Annotated in this window: 17 protein-coding genes; 9 read left to right on the forward strand and 8 right to left on the reverse strand. The window is 46.0% G+C overall.

Features of this window, described 5'->3' with window-relative positions; translation table 11 throughout:
- Positions 1–10 precede the first annotated feature (10 nt).
- The 5 genes from ACO0K3_RS10595 to ACO0K3_RS10615 all read right to left on the reverse strand — a co-directional run bounded on the left by ACO0K3_RS10595 (position 11) and on the right by ACO0K3_RS10615 (position 4,142).
- Positions 11–919 (reverse strand): transglycosylase SLT domain-containing protein, encoded by a 909-nt coding sequence (locus ACO0K3_RS10595; protein WP_422984388.1) that lies wholly within the window; start codon positions 917–919, stop codon positions 11–13.
- Positions 920–1,163: 244 nt separating this feature from the next.
- Entirely contained in the window at positions 1,164–2,276 is a 1,113-nt protein-coding gene (locus tag ACO0K3_RS10600) for a nucleotidyltransferase domain-containing protein (protein WP_422984390.1), read from the reverse strand.
- Positions 2,273–3,190 (reverse strand): HprK-related kinase A, encoded by a 918-nt coding sequence (locus tag ACO0K3_RS10605; RefSeq protein WP_422984392.1) that lies wholly within the window; start codon positions 3,188–3,190, stop codon positions 2,273–2,275. Before ACO0K3_RS10605 ends, ACO0K3_RS10600 begins: the two co-directional genes overlap by 4 nt.
- Positions 3,183–3,443: an HPr-rel-A system PqqD family peptide chaperone gene (locus ACO0K3_RS10610; protein ID WP_422984394.1), complete on the reverse strand. Its 261-nt coding sequence runs from the start codon at positions 3,441–3,443 to the stop codon at positions 3,183–3,185. Before ACO0K3_RS10610 ends, ACO0K3_RS10605 begins: the two co-directional genes overlap by 8 nt.
- An 87-nt stretch (positions 3,444–3,530) precedes the next feature.
- Positions 3,531–4,142 (reverse strand): hypothetical protein, encoded by a 612-nt coding sequence (locus tag ACO0K3_RS10615; RefSeq protein ID WP_422984396.1) that lies wholly within the window; start codon positions 4,140–4,142, stop codon positions 3,531–3,533.
- A gap of 465 nt (positions 4,143–4,607) precedes the next feature.
- On the opposite strand from ACO0K3_RS10615, the gene ACO0K3_RS10620 reads away from it, so the two are divergent.
- The 5 genes from ACO0K3_RS10620 (at position 4,608) to ACO0K3_RS10640 (ending at position 8,366) form a co-directional block, all read left to right on the forward strand.
- Positions 4,608–4,856: an acyl carrier protein gene (locus ACO0K3_RS10620; RefSeq protein ID WP_422959064.1), complete on the forward strand. Its 249-nt coding sequence runs from the start codon at positions 4,608–4,610 to the stop codon at positions 4,854–4,856.
- Positions 4,856–5,695, forward strand: a complete 840-nt coding sequence (locus ACO0K3_RS10625; protein ID WP_422984398.1) for a hydrolase 2, exosortase A system-associated — start codon at positions 4,856–4,858, stop codon at positions 5,693–5,695. Before ACO0K3_RS10620 ends, ACO0K3_RS10625 begins: the two co-directional genes overlap by 1 nt.
- Positions 5,692–6,558, forward strand: a complete 867-nt coding sequence (locus ACO0K3_RS10630) for a hydrolase 1, exosortase A system-associated (protein WP_422984400.1) — start codon at positions 5,692–5,694, stop codon at positions 6,556–6,558. The genes ACO0K3_RS10625 and ACO0K3_RS10630 overlap by 4 nt, the downstream gene beginning before the upstream one ends.
- On the forward strand, positions 6,536–6,916 hold the full coding sequence (locus ACO0K3_RS10635) for a DUF2288 domain-containing protein (RefSeq protein ID WP_422984402.1): 381 nt from the start codon (positions 6,536–6,538) through the stop codon (positions 6,914–6,916). Before ACO0K3_RS10630 ends, ACO0K3_RS10635 begins: the two co-directional genes overlap by 23 nt.
- Positions 6,917–7,112: 196 nt before the next feature.
- Entirely contained in the window at positions 7,113–8,366 is a 1,254-nt protein-coding gene (locus tag ACO0K3_RS10640) for a tetratricopeptide repeat protein (RefSeq protein ID WP_422984404.1), read from the forward strand.
- A 309-nt stretch (positions 8,367–8,675) separates the two neighbouring features.
- Here the strand turns inward: ACO0K3_RS10640 and ACO0K3_RS10645 are convergent, their stop codons facing one another.
- Genes ACO0K3_RS10645 through ACO0K3_RS10655 form a run of 3 tightly spaced genes read right to left on the reverse strand, consistent with a single transcriptional unit; the run spans position 8,676 to position 11,401 of the window.
- Positions 8,676–10,256, reverse strand: coding sequence for an ammonium transporter (locus tag ACO0K3_RS10645; RefSeq protein ID WP_422984406.1), 1,581 nt, complete (start codon positions 10,254–10,256; stop codon positions 8,676–8,678).
- Between the two features lie 32 nt (positions 10,257–10,288).
- Positions 10,289–10,627: a P-II family nitrogen regulator gene (locus tag ACO0K3_RS10650; RefSeq protein WP_422959058.1), complete on the reverse strand. Its 339-nt coding sequence runs from the start codon at positions 10,625–10,627 to the stop codon at positions 10,289–10,291.
- A gap of 27 nt (positions 10,628–10,654) precedes the next feature.
- A complete protein-coding gene (locus ACO0K3_RS10655) occupies positions 10,655–11,401 on the reverse strand; it encodes a TorF family putative porin (protein WP_422984408.1) in 747 nt (248 codons plus the stop codon).
- Positions 11,402–11,744: 343 nt separating this feature from the next.
- Here ACO0K3_RS10655 and ACO0K3_RS10660 point away from each other — a divergent pair, with 343 nt between their 5' ends.
- From ACO0K3_RS10660 to ACO0K3_RS10675, 4 genes are all read left to right on the forward strand, one after another.
- Positions 11,745–11,987, forward strand: a complete 243-nt coding sequence (locus ACO0K3_RS10660) for an accessory factor UbiK family protein (protein ID WP_422984410.1) — start codon at positions 11,745–11,747, stop codon at positions 11,985–11,987.
- A gap of 416 nt (positions 11,988–12,403) precedes the next feature.
- Positions 12,404–13,666: a sensor histidine kinase gene (locus ACO0K3_RS10665; RefSeq protein WP_422984412.1), complete on the forward strand. Its 1,263-nt coding sequence runs from the start codon at positions 12,404–12,406 to the stop codon at positions 13,664–13,666.
- Positions 13,659–14,459 (forward strand): LytR/AlgR family response regulator transcription factor, encoded by an 801-nt coding sequence (locus ACO0K3_RS10670; protein ID WP_422984414.1) that lies wholly within the window; start codon positions 13,659–13,661, stop codon positions 14,457–14,459. The genes ACO0K3_RS10665 and ACO0K3_RS10670 overlap by 8 nt, the downstream gene beginning before the upstream one ends.
- Before the next feature lie 292 nt (positions 14,460–14,751).
- Positions 14,752–15,699 (forward strand): hypothetical protein, encoded by a 948-nt coding sequence (locus tag ACO0K3_RS10675; protein WP_422984416.1) that lies wholly within the window; start codon positions 14,752–14,754, stop codon positions 15,697–15,699.
- Positions 15,700–15,834 lie beyond the last annotated feature (135 nt).

Genomic DNA, 15,834 nt, shown 5'->3' on the forward strand with positions numbered 1-15,834 from the left:
GCCTTCCGATTTAAGGTTTACTGCTGCGGGTGGGGCGCATCACGATAGACGATGCGTCAACAATATTACGTTGAAACGGGTGCGTCGATTTTTGGTATAAGCGATTAATTTTTTGCACGTAATCCATAGTCTCCAAATAAGGTGGAACGCCATGGTATTTCTCTACGGCACGCTCGCCAGCGTTGTAAGCAGCTGCTACCAGTGAGACATTACCCCGAAAAAGAGCTAATAGCCAGCGTAAATAAGATAAGCCTCCTTTGATGTTATCTTCCGCATCAAATGCATTTTTTACGCTGAAGCGTTGGGCAGTATCAGGGGTTAGCTGCATCAGGCCCTGAGCATTTTTGGGAGATAAGGCCTGCTCGTTAAAACCAGATTCCACTGAGATAACAGCCAATGCCAAATTAGCGTCGACAGAATATTTTGGTGCCCATTTTTCGACTAGCTGCGAAATCCGGCCTTTTGGGTATTTGGGTAAAAAGACCAGATCTTTTTTTTCGTCCAGATTGATCATCTCAGAACTCAGACAAGCAGGTAATGCCGATATGTCCTCGGTTGACATATTGCCGATCATTCTTCTTGCCAGTTCGTGACCCTGCTCAGCAGCCACTTGAAATAATTGAGCGGCAGTAGCATCGTTGCGCTCGACACCACGCCCGTTAGCGTACATCCAGCCCATCGCATATTGCGCATCAGCATCACCTAATTTCGCTGCCGCACAATATAACGCTAACGCATACGGATAATCTTTTGGTACCCCCTCTGCATGCTCATATCTGGCCGCCATGATCGTCAAGGCGCGGCTATCCCCCGTATCTCCAAGCCCTCCATATAAAGAGCCGGGCGCGCTCTCTTCGGCGAGCGTAATACTGCTCGCCGACACCAATACAGAGAAAAATATAATTAAACGAGCGAACATAAAATAGGCTGTATCGGTTGAGCGTCTCAACGGTGTTGATCTGACAAAGATCACTTGTCGTTCTTGAGTGTCAATATCCCGATATTTTTTGTGATTGTTATTATTTTATATACTACAGGCAAATCGAATTAATGCAGTATTAAAAATACAACTATATTGACTTTATTTCAACCTGATCAGCTTCCTATAATTTGCTCTTGAGAATGCTTTACAAGCAAAATACTCCCAAAAGAAATATCAGTCTTTAAGCATCTCGCGGCGATATAAATGCCTTATGAAATAAATGGCGCATCAGCAAAAATGGCGGCATACGCAGCCAGTTTGCGCGCACGTACAACATACTTCTTGCCGTTTTTGTGAACCAGTCATCGCAACTAAGATGAACAGGTAACAAGGCTCGCATAAATAACTGATCCATAAAAACCTTAAGCAAGGCATGCGGTGCGCTTGCTTGGGCTTGCTCCATTACGTGCTGAGGAATATCGGCCTGCAGTATCAGCTGCATATAGCGCAGCGCATAGAATAAAGGCCGCCCCAGCTCTAACTCCCTTGCCCTTGGAACAAGGGCAGACCAAAAAAATGGATTCTTACCAAAATGCGCAAACAAGCGCTGAATATCGATTAAATCTCGCAATCCGTGATGAAACTCGCCCTCATAGAACAGATGTACCATGCTATGTAACACCATATCCACTGGTGCCAGTATCCGAATCTGTGAGTCGCTTCCTAAGCAAATCGTGGCATCAAGCAATTTTTTTGAGTCCGGATGTACCGCGGCAGTTTCGGGCAAGATTGCATGGTGCAGGTCAACGACCGTCATTCTCTTTACATGCTGCATGGGAGGCAATTCATGCATCCATTGCCGGTAATAGCGCTGGTCATATTCGTCGTGATGCGTAGACTCCCAGCCATGCAACATCAATGCGGCCTCAACGGCATCTAGCACATCCTTGGGGACGATGATATCAATGTCAGAAAACAGACGCCCCTGCGCTGCCGGTAAGTCCGCCATGACATAAGCAGCGCCCTTCAGCAATACAACGGGCACATCTGTGTCCTTCAGTGCATTTGCAATCATATGCACCTCCCACTGAACTGCCTGACGGTGTTTTTGTGCGACCTGTTCCGCCCATAACAGATGCCTGAGGGGCTGGTCGGGGACTGATGGCAATAAATTTGTTTCTTTAAACAGGTAATACAAACTACCCAATATATTTGCGGCACGCGCCTGCCGGATCAGCAAATCCCAATCGGACAATGTGAAAGATTGAATGAGTTCTGGCTCGCGCAAGCTACGCAGCAAAAGTCGTCGCGGATCGATATCACTCTGGATTTTGTCACTCAAATGCGATGTCATCCCTTAGCCTCGACTAAGGAATCAAAAAATTGGATGGCCTGCTCAAGGGAGCTATAGGTAAACTCAAACGAGTCAGCACCGTCTATTACTTTAGCTAAAGCGTGAAAGCCCGCAGCACCAAGCAGACTATAGTTAAAGGCATTGTCTGCAACCCGGATAAAAGCACGGGCCTTAGGAACCGTGTTGATAATCGTTTCAGAATTTACCAGAAACTGAGGAAAAATAATCCATGCAGGGTGTGCTACTTCCTGTCCTCGCACGACACTGTTCAAAGTCGGCTTCATATGTGCAACCGTACCTTTGATGGTATCGCTTACAGGATTACTGAAAACTGCATCAGAAATGAATTTTTTTATGACGTCAATGGACGAATTTTTCAAACTAATCGGCCGCGGCAATGGTGTTACATTACCATTATGCAAATTGATTAGTGTTAATTCGTCGGACAATAAACGCCAGCCATGATGCGTCAGCGCGGCACATAAGGTACTTTTGCCAGATCCTGGCGGCGCAGGCAAGATAACCGCGCGACCACCCCGCTCTAATACCGCAGCATGAATCATCAAATAGCTATGCGCGTGGCTTGACACGCACCAGTTCATGCCCCATTCGAGCATAGGAAAAGCTTGGCTATATGGGAGCGGCTTAAACGGCAGGGTACCATCGCACTCAAACAAAACCTGCCGTCGCACCCAACGTCGCATGCCGCCTGAGGATTTCAACCGGACATGAAAATCCGCAAACTCACGACCGACCAGTGAATAATCTGCGTAAATTTTGGCAAAGCTATGTATTGCCGCTGGAATTTGTGTTTGGATATTGAGGACGAATGTCCCCATCTGCAGAAACAAACCGTGCTGCAGTTCTTTGCACAGCTCGGGATAGGATAAATCAGCTACTTTCAAATTAAACACGCTCAATCAAAACAAGAGCATGCAGACTGATAAGGACGTCACGAACATAACGAACTAAATCTTCGTCGATCTCAACATGCCATAGATCTGCCATCTTGGTTGCGATTGATTTTGCATCGCCAGGTGAAGTAGTCAGTTGATCCAGAATTTGTCCTGCTGCACGATCCAGTAGGTGGGTAGCACCGGACTGACAATTAAACAATACGACTTCATCACCCCAATCATGAGAATTGCTAGCGGTGCTTGCAAGCACTCTCCATTGCATACGAATTATCCACCCGGAACTAAAATTTATTATTGAATGACAGCGAGAAACCTATAGTAAGTCCAACCGCACAAATCAGGTCCAGGTAGCTTTTAAATAGGTAACGATTTGAGCCGCGTTCCAATATACACCAGGAGAAGGGGAGAATTTGCCCTTACTTTGCCACTGCGTGAACATATCACGAATCTTTTGCGTAGTAAGGAATGGCGTCCAGTGGCTCAGGGAATTCAGGTATGCCGCCATCAAATACATTCCGACATAGTAATTACTACTGTCAAATGACAACCCTGCGACCAAGTCTGAACAAGTTACACCATAGTATTTAGAGGATTTTGAGCAGTCAGTAAAAACGTCCTGGAATTTAGTGCCGTTATTTTTTTTATCCGGATTATCGTGCTTCAAGCCACCGGGCCAGCTAGTTGTTCCCGCCCAATAGCATGGGGAGCAAGCGTAACTGGTCTGAGGAACACCACGATGACTTTGATTGCCCGACTGAAAACCAGAAGGCGATTGAGTAGTACAGCCAAGAACGGGGCGACTCGCCATTGTCATCAACACACCGGTTGTAGCCAGGCCAGCCTTTGTAAAGCGACGACGCGCCTCACCCGGAAATTGAGTACCAGACCCATGCTTCAGCTCTGAAGATGATCGCCCGTCGTTTTCTTTATGTTGATCTTGTGTGGTCATGACGCTCTCCGTCCTGCATTTTGATTTACGTTAAGCAGCATTTGATGTGATTTTAATTTCAGCAATGCGTATCTTCCGTTAGATTAAGCAAATTTTATTCCATATTGGAATTAAAATAAATAAGCTTTTATATTCAACGACTTGAAAATAAAAATTAGCATAAATTTATGCGATTTTTATTTTTAAAAAATTTTCGTAAAAATTTTCGACAAGACAATTAAATGGCAAAAAAACACTTCGCGTATTTATTTGCACTCAACGCACAGACTGAATCGCTTTTTAGATTGTTTTTTTGAAAACACTTAGGAGTTTCGCTTATTTTTTAGATAAAATCTAGTCTCAAATAATAAAAAGGCAATTCCAACAGTATCTGCATCCAAACTATCTTCCTGTAAGATTATCTCTGTCTATGCTGATCAAATTTGATCAGATACTCTCATTCATATCATCATCTCTGGATACCACATGCCACTATTAGAGGAAGTTAAAAATTTACTGTCAGATGTTTTGCAGCTCGGCTCAGAAAAAAATAACTTGGTGGCAGAATCAATTTTACTCGGCAGTTTGCCAGAACTAGACTCTATGGCCGTCGTTCATGTGATTACGGCACTTGAAGAACACTTTGGCATCCAAGTTGAAGATGACGAAATTAATGGCACAACCTTTGAGACGCTAGGAAGTTTGACTTCTTACGTCAGCAGTAAGCTGAATTAATGCTAAGCCCAGCTGTATCGCCCGCTGAGAGTTTTTTTCTTGAGACCTCATCAGGATATCGGTTTTGCCTCTACTTCCCGCCGAAAAAAGATCAGCCATGCCTTGGTGGCATTGTCTACATTCATCCATTTGCAGAGGAAATGAACAAATCCAGGAAAATGGCGGCAATGCAAGCCCGGCGCCTGGCGGCAAGTGGCTATGGCGTCTTGCTGATTGATCTTTTTGGTTGCGGAGATAGCAGCGGCGAATTGAAGGATGCCAATTGGTCCCTCTGGAAAGCAGACGTCCAGAACGCGATAGATTGGATGCGCGCCAGACTAAAAACGCCCATCAGCCTTTGGGGCTTAAGATTAGGGGCTTTACTCGCACTGGATCTGGCTCAGAGCACTGAAACCACAGTCGAAAAAGTCGTACTCTGGCAACCAGTATTGCAAGGCACAGGTTTTTTGAGTCAATTTTTTCGACTGCGTCTAGCAGGCGATATGCTGATAGAAAAAATATCTCCCTTAACGGCACCGCCAGTCAGAACACTGTTAGACCAAGGCCAAATTGTGGAAATTGCTGGCTACGAGATAAGCCCTGCACTTGCAGCGAGCATTGACACTCTTGATGCATCTGAGTGGCATTTTGGAGCAAGTGACCTGCACTGGCTTGAATGTCCTTCAGAGAACAATGCCGCCCTGCCATTTGCCCGACAAAAGGTTCTTGCCCGGTGGATGGAGAGAGGAACTCAAGTCAATATCCAGATGGTTACAGGCTCTGCGTTTTGGTTGAGCCAGGAAACTACTACCAATACAGATTTAGTTGATGCCACCGCAGGAATTTTTCATCGCCCATGAAGATACCCCAGGAAAATACCAGCACAGAAAAAACCATATGCTTCAAAGTAGGTACGGACCTGCTATATGGTGTCATGTCCTTGCCAGCCAGTCCTGGCAGTCGAGGTGTTTTATTCATCGTTGGAGGCCCACAATATAGAGCAGGCAGTCACCGTCAGTTCACTTTACTCTCACGTGATTTAGCCTTAAATGGCTTCAGTGCCATGCGTTTTGACTATCGTGGAATGGGAGACAGCGAGGGGGATGCATGCGATTTTTTAAATATTCACGATGATATCAAGTCAGCGATCAACAGTTTTTTCCTCCATAATCCGCACTTATCAGAAATTGTATTGTGGGGCTTATGTGATGGGGCCTCTGCCGCTATGTTGTATGCGTCAGGCGACACGCGCGTTAAAGGCATGGTACTGATTAATCCATGGGTAAGAACTGAGGCCGGTAGCGCAAAAGCCCATTTAAAACATTATTACAAAGACCGGCTGACTGATCCCTTGCTTTGGAAAAAAATTCTTCATGGTCAGTACAGTTATCGTGCGACAGCGAAATCTTTGCTTAGCCAACTAAGCCAAATTCTCAAAACCGACAAAGCATCAGGCGAAACAGCCCAGCAAGTACACTTACCAGACCAGATACTCACGGCAATGCAACAATTTACCGGAAAGACGCTGATCATCCTGAGTGAAAATGATTTGACCGCCAGAGAGTTCGCGGATGTGCTGCAGGGATCCAAAGCGTGGAAAAACTTATCTAAATCACCTCAATTCCGCGTACATGAGCTAAAAAATGCCAATCACACTTTCTCCCAAAGAGTCTGGAGAAATCAAGTTGCTAGCTGGACGGATGAATGGCTTAAATCGTGGTGAGCGCATTACCGGCTTTACTCCGGGGTTACAATGGGCATGTTATTTTTTCTTATTTACCCGTATGAATTCAGACGAATTGTTACGCACCAAGATCAATCAAGAAACCTCCAGATTGCCTTGGTCAGAGTTACTAAAACATTTTGCATCCGGCACCGTCATTGCTGTTGCGTCAGAGCTGGACCTGGTCGAGGTTGCCTTCCAGATTTCTAGCGACAATAAAGCGTTAGTAGAGGAATGGCTGAGCGCGAACAACGTCGCCAAAGTCAGCGACGAGCAGGCAAAAATCTGGCTAGAAACAGAGGCTCAGCTATGGGCTGTCGTAGTGAAACCTTGGATTCTGGTTCAGGTTTGCACTTAAAAACAGTAGCAAGCTGTTACTTTCAAAACGCTACTTTTACAAGAAATACTAAAGGAATCAAGCATACCCAAATTGCTCAGATATAATGTGCGACACGAGTAAAATCCTTGTCAGAGAGCAGCATTGTTTTGACACCGCAAAACTCACATCAGTATCCGGTTGTTTCCTGTCACAACTCTATCTCAAGATAACGTTCATGAAAAAGAATTCATCACTTTTGTTAGCCGCTTTAATGCTGGCTATTGGTTCTACATCATTGCCATTGACTATCTCCAGTGCTCAGGCACAAACCGCAGCGGCTGAGCCAGCAAAGTCCGAGACCGTACGTGCAGAGATGGGTAAGCCACTCGCGGAAATTCAGGATCTGCTAAATAAAAAACAATACGCCGAAGCACTGCAAAAAATCAATGCGCTTGATGCAATGGAAAACAAGACGCCGTACGAACAATTTGCAATGCACCGCTTACGCGCTGTGGTCGCCTCCGGCCTTAACGATACACCACTACTAGCAAACTCATTCGAGGGCATGCTGAACTCACCATTTTTAAAGCTGCCAGAGCAATTACGCCTGATCGAGGCAATGGCAGGTACTTATTTCAACGAAAAAAAATATAGCCTTTCGAAACAATGGGCTCAGCGATATCTTGATAAAGATAGTAATAACGAGTCCATGCACAATCTGATTATTCGTGCGATGTACTTGCAGGATGATTTCACAGGTGCAGCGAAAGAACTGAATCTCGTTTTAAAAGCAGATGACGAAGCCAAACGTGTACCTAGTAACGATAATTTGCGTTTGTTGGGAAGCTGTTACCAGCAGTTAAAAGATAATGCCGGATACACAGCTGTGCTAGAGCGCCTGGTTACTCATTATCCTAAGAAAGAATATTGGGCAGATTTGCTGTACCGCATCGAGCATAAACCCGGTTTCGCAGAACGTCTGCGCTTAGATTTATACCGTTTATTACTGGCGACAGACAATCTGGAAGAAGGTGCGCAATATTATGAGATGGCGCAATTAGCACAGTTAGCTGGCTTACCCGCAGAGGCAAAAAAAGTTGTCGACGCTGGTTTTGCTAACAATATGTTAGGCACTGGAAAAGAAGCAGCCAAACAGAAACAACTGCGCGATCAGGTGAATAAGCAAGCGGCTGAAGACGCTAAATCCTTAGATGCTGGCGAAGCTGCTGCAAAAGCCTCAAAAAATGGTACGGGCATGGTGAGTATGGGCTACAACTATGCAATCCAGGGACAAGCAGATAAGGGAATCGCCTTGATTGAACAAGGGATAGCAAAAGGTGGATTGAAGGCACCGGAAGAAGCGAAGCTGCATCTCGGCATGGCTTATTTGCAAGCAAACAATAAGGTAAAAGCTGCAGAAATTTTTAAGACCATTCAAGGCAATGATGGAACAAGCGATCTTGGTAGATTGTGGTTATTGGTCCGTTAATTCAGTTTCATCTTAACTGACTCGAACGACTTAATTTCAGGGGTTCAAAGGACATGCGCTGCATGTCCTTTTTTTCATTCGTCATATGCATAATTATATAAATATAGCTTCACTTGTACTGACAACATAATCGTCTCCCAAATACTTACGATAGATTCGCCTAAGTTCGCCCCATAAAATTCACAGGCATAAAAAAAGGCACCTGTGAAGGTGCCTATTAAAATCAGTCACATGCGCTCTAAACATGCACTGAAGATACTACCCTGGAAAACTGGAGAGTCGTTGCTGACTCTCTTCAATCGTCAATAATTACGAGTGATAAGCAGACTCACCGTGGCTCGTGATATCCAGACCTTCGCGCTCTTCATCTTCAGGAACACGCAGACCAACCACAAGATCAACCAGTTTGTAAGCAATCACGGATACGACTGCAGACCACAATATAGTTGTGCCAACAGCGGTCGCCTGAGTAGTCACCTGACCAATAATGGAATAAGGATCAGCAGACATTTTGTTTGTCACGTAGTCGAACACACCTTGACCGCCAAGTGACGGTGCTGCAAACACACCAGTCAACAATGCACCCAAGATACCGCCAACGCCATGCACACCAAATACGTCCAGTGAATCATCCGCGCCTAACAGGCGTTTTAATCCATTGACACCCCACAAGCAAATGACACCTGCGAGCAAACCAATGATCAAGGCACCCATTGGCCCGACGAATCCGCAAGCAGGAGTAATCGCTACCAAGCCGGCCACTGCACCGGACGCACCACCAAGCATAGAAGGTTTACCCTTAGACATCCATTCGCCAAATACCCAAGAAACAGTCGCTGCAGCAGTTGCCAGTAAGGTATTGACGAACGCCAGAGCAGCTACGTCACCGGCTTCTAAAGCAGAACCCGCATTAAAACCAAACCAGCCCACCCACAATAATGACGCACCAATCATCGTCATTGTCAGTGAGTGTGGTGCCATGGATTCTTTACCGTAGCCAACACGTTTGCCAATCAGGTAAGCGCCGACCAGTCCGGCAACCGCTGCATTGATATGCACAACCGTACCACCGGCGAAGTCCATCGCACCTTTTTGGAACAGGAAGCCCGCTTTAGCACCTTCAGTAACCGCCGTTGCTGCGTCTTTAATAGCGTCAGGACCTGTCCAGAACCAGACCATATGAGCGACTGGCAAATAGCTGAATGTGAACCATAACACCACGAACAACAAGACTGCTGTGAACTTAGCGCGCTCTGCAAATGCACCGATAATCAAGCCGCAGGTAATTGCCGCAAAAGTCGCCTGGAATGCCACATAAACGAACTCAGGAATAACGACACCTTTACTAAATGTTGCTGCAGTAGAGAAGGTCGCCTTTGCCGGATCCCAGATACCGTTCAGGAACAAACGATCAAACGATCCGATGAAACGTCCACCTTCAGTGAAAGCCAGTGAATAACCATAGACGCACCACAAAACAATGATGACGGCAAAAATCATGAACACTTGCATCAGTATGGACAACATATTCTTAGAGCGGACCAAACCGCCATAGAACAGTGCCAGACCAGGAATAGTCATCAAAATAACCAGCAAAGTTGACACCATCATCCAAGCAGTGTCGCCTTTATTTGGCACAGGTGCAGGTACGGCGGCAGCTGATGCCGCTGCGTCTGCAGTGACTGCTGGAGCAGCAGGTGCTGCCGCAACAGAAGCTACGGCGGGTGCTGCTTCTGCAGGCGATGATGCGGGCGCAACAACGACGGCAGATGCAGCGGATGCGTCTACTTTAGCCGATGCATCATCCGCTGCCATGGCAGACGACGATACAAAACCGACTGACAAAAGCAAGGCACTACTGATTAATGCTTTGCAAAATATTTTCTTCATGTGTGATCTCCCTGTGGATCTTAGAATATCGGTCAGAGTGCTTCGTTGCCGGTTTCGCCGGTACGAATACGCACAACTTGCTGCAAGTCATAAACAAAAATTTTGCCGTCACCAATCTTGCCAGTGCGGGCAGCAGCCTCAATCGCCTCAATAGCGCGATCAACGATTGCATCATCAACCGCTGCTTCAATTTTTGTTTTTGGTAGAAAATCGACCACATATTCCGCACCACGATACAACTCAGTGTGTCCCTTTTGACGACCGAAACCTTTAACTTCAGTCACGGTAATCCCTTGTACACCAATAGCCGACAGTGCTTCACGCACTTCATCGAGCTTAAACGGTTTGATAATGGCAGTAATCAGTTTCATGCTGACCTCGATTAGATAATGCGTTACTTAAAATGATTTAAGGGCTGACAAAACGATACTTGTTTTTCCAGTAAATTTACCTTGAGGTGTTACATATAAAGCGCTGTCTGCCTGAGTTGCAACCGCGGCAGCACTAAACGTCACGCCAGCGTACTCAGTTGTTACACCGACCTTCCAGTCAGTGTATGCATACGCCGTATTGTTTTTCACTGTTTGATGACCCGCATGCAAATTCAGCGTGTAACCAGGAGTAAATTCAACATTGGCGCCAATATCAAGATATCCACTATTTTTACTGTTGACGAAGCCGAACAGATTAGTCACTGAATGGGAATATTTTGCGTAGATTGGTCCATAACCAACCTGACCATAAATCTCCGTGGTATTCGCATTAGCAAATCCAGGAACATTGCTCAAACCGTTGGATGGGTACACATAAGAGAGTACGCCGACATCGTATGAAATATCTTTGACGATCTCGCCGCGCTTACCAGCATAGATATCCCATTCGACGTTGCCACTACCGCCCGCATCTTTGGTCCATTTGATGGTAGACAACCAAGTACCGGCATAAAAACCTGTCGGGTTATGGGTATAGTCTGCACCACCTTGTAAGGCTGGATCCAGACGTGTTTGTGAAATACCACGGTAACGGTAGTCACTCACTGCACCAATATTGAAACTGACTTCATTGTCTGGCTTTGCATCTTCTGCGTATGCCAAACTACCCACGAACGATGCGGCAACTGCAGCGGCGAGTAATAGTTTTTTCATTGCGCGTCCCTCTTTTGGTTAATAAACAGATTAGAAAACGTAAATTCCAAGCTGGTATTAGCAGGAGTCGTGCCAACTAGACAAAGTAACGAAATAAAATTCGCCAAAATCTCAATACTCCCGCAGCAAACACTGACAACACCGGACAAAACGGCGTCATGTGCGCATTTGATTCAAGGGATGCGCTATCATTCCAATGACGATAAAATGCTTTTTACTAGTTAGCAGGCGATTTATTTTAAGTTGCACCAAGGCGTCGCACCAATTTAATGCAAATCCAAAATAAATCAGCCCACATCACCGCACCAGTATCGTGCAATTTTTAGTTATTACAAGGATTCTTATGAGTAAGCCTGATTTTTTCAATGAGATTCAATCTAAAATCAATCAGGTTTTAGAGAACTCCCCCGCCAAAGATATAGAAAAAAATGTCAAAGCAATGATGAGCCAAGGCTTCTCCAAGCTAGACCTGGTGACCAGGGAAGAATTTGATATACAGGCACAGGTTTTGACTAAAACCAGAGCCAAACTAGATACTCTTGAAGCGCGGATTGCGGAATTAGAAACTGCGGCCAAAAACCGATAATATCCTTGCCAATCTATAAACATCATATTCCAGAATACAAACTACTGCTGTGACGCATAGAACTACGGGGCTGTTGCACTCAGCCAGCGGCAAACTCGGGCACGACATACAAAAAAGCCGTTCCCAACGCACCCTAAACCACCGTGCAATCTTATCTGGCGAATCTTGTATGCCTAAGACTTATAAGGCGGACTTGTGTTGGAAGTATGCCTGTATTGAATTCATCAGCACGTACTTACCCGTGCAATGCAGGCTCTCTCAACGCTCTTGAGAGAGCCTGCATTGTCCACATAATCTATTTTCAACCTGCTAAGACAAAGGTTCATCTCTATTTATTGGCTTTCGTCGGATAACGGGCGACGCCCTGAAACATGCTCGCTAACCTTGGCGACAATTGCAATCATCAGGAAATCACCATGTTCACCAGCTTAGTATTTATTCTTCGTAAAACCTTTGGAGGGATGGTCATACTCAGTGTATTCATTGTATTAGTGGTCAATGTGGTGTTTAGATACAATCCACCGGATTGGTTTTTTTTGGTCCCTGTAGTGCTAAGTGCGTTAATTGCTGCCGTGGCATTTTCACACGTACGTCGGGTACGTTTGATTTCTATAGAAGTCACCGCCAGTACTCTGGCCAACCGGCAGCGCCGTCAGATCGAGATCCCTTTAGAAACAAGTCTAGCGTTTGCTTTAGTGGAGGCGGCGATACGCGAATTGCCCGGGGTAGAGCGAGTTGAAAGTGCCCACGACAGCCTGCAAGTGCGCGCCAAAATTAAACGCATCAATCCCTATCAAGATCATTTTTTCAGTCAGATCAAATGTTTAAGCTGGCTGGTGACTAAACGCAATCAGATACTGGCGACTGTCACACCTGGTGACGATGTGGGCAGCATCAGCGTACTTTGCGAACCAGAAAAAGCCGTGTGGACCGATCTGTTTTTGGTCGACAACGGTACCAATTTAGAAAATATGCAGGCGATCGGCCGCGCTATTTCGCGTCGGATAGCAGAACAGCGCCACCAGGAAAAGGTCAGCGCGCAACAAACGGTCATTGAAAAAGAACTCACGGTTGCCAAACTCAATCTCTTGCATGCACAGGTAGAGCCGCATTTTTTGTACAACACCTTAGCCAGCGCGCAAATCTTAACGCGCACCGATCCAGCTGGAGCGGATCAGATGCTGGGTAATCTCATTACTTACCTGCGCTATTCACTTCCACGCACTGAAGATTCTTTATCGACCCTGGGTGAAGAGCTTGAACGTACCAAAGCCTACTTGGATATTATGAAAATACGCATGGGCAGTCGCCTGCAATTACAAATTGAAGTTGGTGATAATTTACGCAAGGTTTTATTTCCCAGCATGATGTTGCAAACCCTGGTCGAGAACGCCATTAAACATGGCTTGGAACCACAATCCGGCGGCGGCACGATTTGGATCCTGGCGCGCTTTAATGAACATCACGAGCAATCCGTCTCGGTCACGGTGGCAGATGACGGCCATGGCTTCAGCGCAGAGGGCGCGGGCACAGGTATAGGTTTGCACAATGTACGTGAGCGCCTGCGTTTGGCCTACGGTGCCACTGCCTCATTTGCGATAGTCGCCAATTTTCCTAGCGGTGTCACCGCTACCATCAATGTCCCTGCTAACTTCTTGCAGGGTGCAAGTCATGCATAAAATGCTTACGTGTGTGGTGGCCGAAGATGAAGTCTTGCTCAGGTTATCATTACTGGACTCATTAGCACAGGTCTGGCCTAATCTGAAAATACTTGCTGCTTGCGATGATGGTGGCAGCGCGCTGGAAGCGATCGCGATGCACCAGCCGGATATAGCCTTTCTGGATATCCGCATGCCAGGCTTAAGTGGTTTAGAAGTAGCAGAGGCAATGACAATGACCAGCCCCAAGACGCAAATCGTGTTTGTGACTGCCTATGACCAATATGCTATCGATGCATTCGAAAAGGGTGCGGTCGATTATCTTTTAAAGCCCATCACAAATGAGAGACTAATAAGTACTGCCAAGCGTCTGCAAACGCGCACCATTAACAGCAACGACAGCAATAACAACGGTGCCAATGATAGCGCTACAATGACTGCCTTGATTAGGCAACTTAGTTCAAGCTTACCTAATCCGGCGAGGCCGGAACCGTTAGTGTGGATTACCGCCAGTGCCGGAATGGAAACACGATTGATCATGATAGATGATATCGCCTATTTTCAGGCGGACAACAAATACACGGTGGTTATGACGGCTCAGGGTGAAGCCTTGTTACGCAAACCCATCAGAGAACTATTAGACTTGCTTGATCCTGCTATTTTCAAACAAATTCATCGCTCTACCATCGTCAATATTAAGGCGATCGCCTCCGTCACACGTGAAGATACCGGCAAGGGTATTATCAAACTCAAAACACGACCAGAAACGCTGAGCGTTAGCCAGCCATTTATGATTATCTTCAGGAATATGTAAACCAATATTGCGTACGCCAGCCGTGCACAACATGGATTACTGCGTTCAATACAGTTGTAGTCAAGAACAGTCAAAATCGGTCAATATCAAATTCAAGTTCAACCAGCACAGACCAACTTCCTGGCAATTTTTATACCTCTCATTTTTGCGGTAGCTTTCGTCGGCAATTTTGCCTTTTAAGTCGTCAACAACCCGGTTTGGTCGGATACCCGATAACAAAATTTTTTTCTTGTTTACATTAGGTGCAATCAATTATTTATTGATTACTTTCGTCAGTAAACAAGGAGAAGAAATGAAATTTATTGGTCACTCTGTCATTCTGTGCATCATTTTCAACAGCAGTCTTGCATCTACAGGGTTGCATGCACAAACTTTACCGTCTCAACCAGCGTCTTCCATCATCGGCCAATGGAACTTTGAAACAGCTACCGGAACCACAAGAACGGGAGACAAGGAAATCGACCTCATGGTTAAAGGTGTTATACAGATTGCATACAAGGAGCAGGGCCTTATTGCCATAATCGGCTGGCTTGATGATCGTGGTGACATACAATCATTACGTAAGATGGAGGGGCGTGTCAGTGAGGGAAATGCCATCTTTACTCACTCTGGTACAAGAACTCATACCAGTCCACGTGGCAAAGAAATCAGTACAGAAGTCAACGTGATATGGACACTACAGGCCAAAGACAATGTCTTAGGGGGCACGCGCCTGGTAGCGTATGGAGACGACGCAGCTAAACCTGTCGTTGGGTCACGCTCTGCATCCCCGATCAAGCCGCTGGTTATCACTTCGACGGCTCCCGTCGAGCGCGGCCCGTCCACTCCCGAAGAACGGGCGCGAGTCGTAAAGATGGCGGCAGATTCAGAAAAAAATCCGTCACAGATCCATGCAGCGAACGGCGAGTGGCTAAAAAAATGGGTGAACGACGTGCCTGACCTGATCCTAAATCGTGCTGTTGTGGAGGACTGGCTGGCGAGAGCTGTCAAGCAAGAGATACGTGAGATTATCAATTTTCAGTTTGTGGCAAGCGTGATGTCTTTTCAGATTCAAAATCCTGCTATGGCAGAAAAACAAAGTGCCAACGATCTGGCAGGTATGGAGGGTGTTCTGCGGGCTTATGAAACGCTCCTGATTCAAAATCAGCATCATCGCTCAGCCAAAATGGATGTGGCTTTAGCTGCACGCAACAAAGGTGAATTACCTGCATTTCTGAAAATCGTTTCAGGTCGAGACTAATCTCCAAACTCAGGCAAACCTGCATCTGGTTGTTCTCGCAAATGCAGGAATGATGACTATCGGCATCCTAAATTGCGCGTTCGATCAAAAACTCATCGAATACTTTCCATCCTAAGCAATCTCAACTGGAGTCTA

The organism is Undibacterium sp. Rencai35W (assembly GCF_049340185.1).
In the GTDB taxonomy this organism is placed as follows: domain Bacteria; phylum Pseudomonadota; class Gammaproteobacteria; order Burkholderiales; family Burkholderiaceae_D; genus Undibacterium.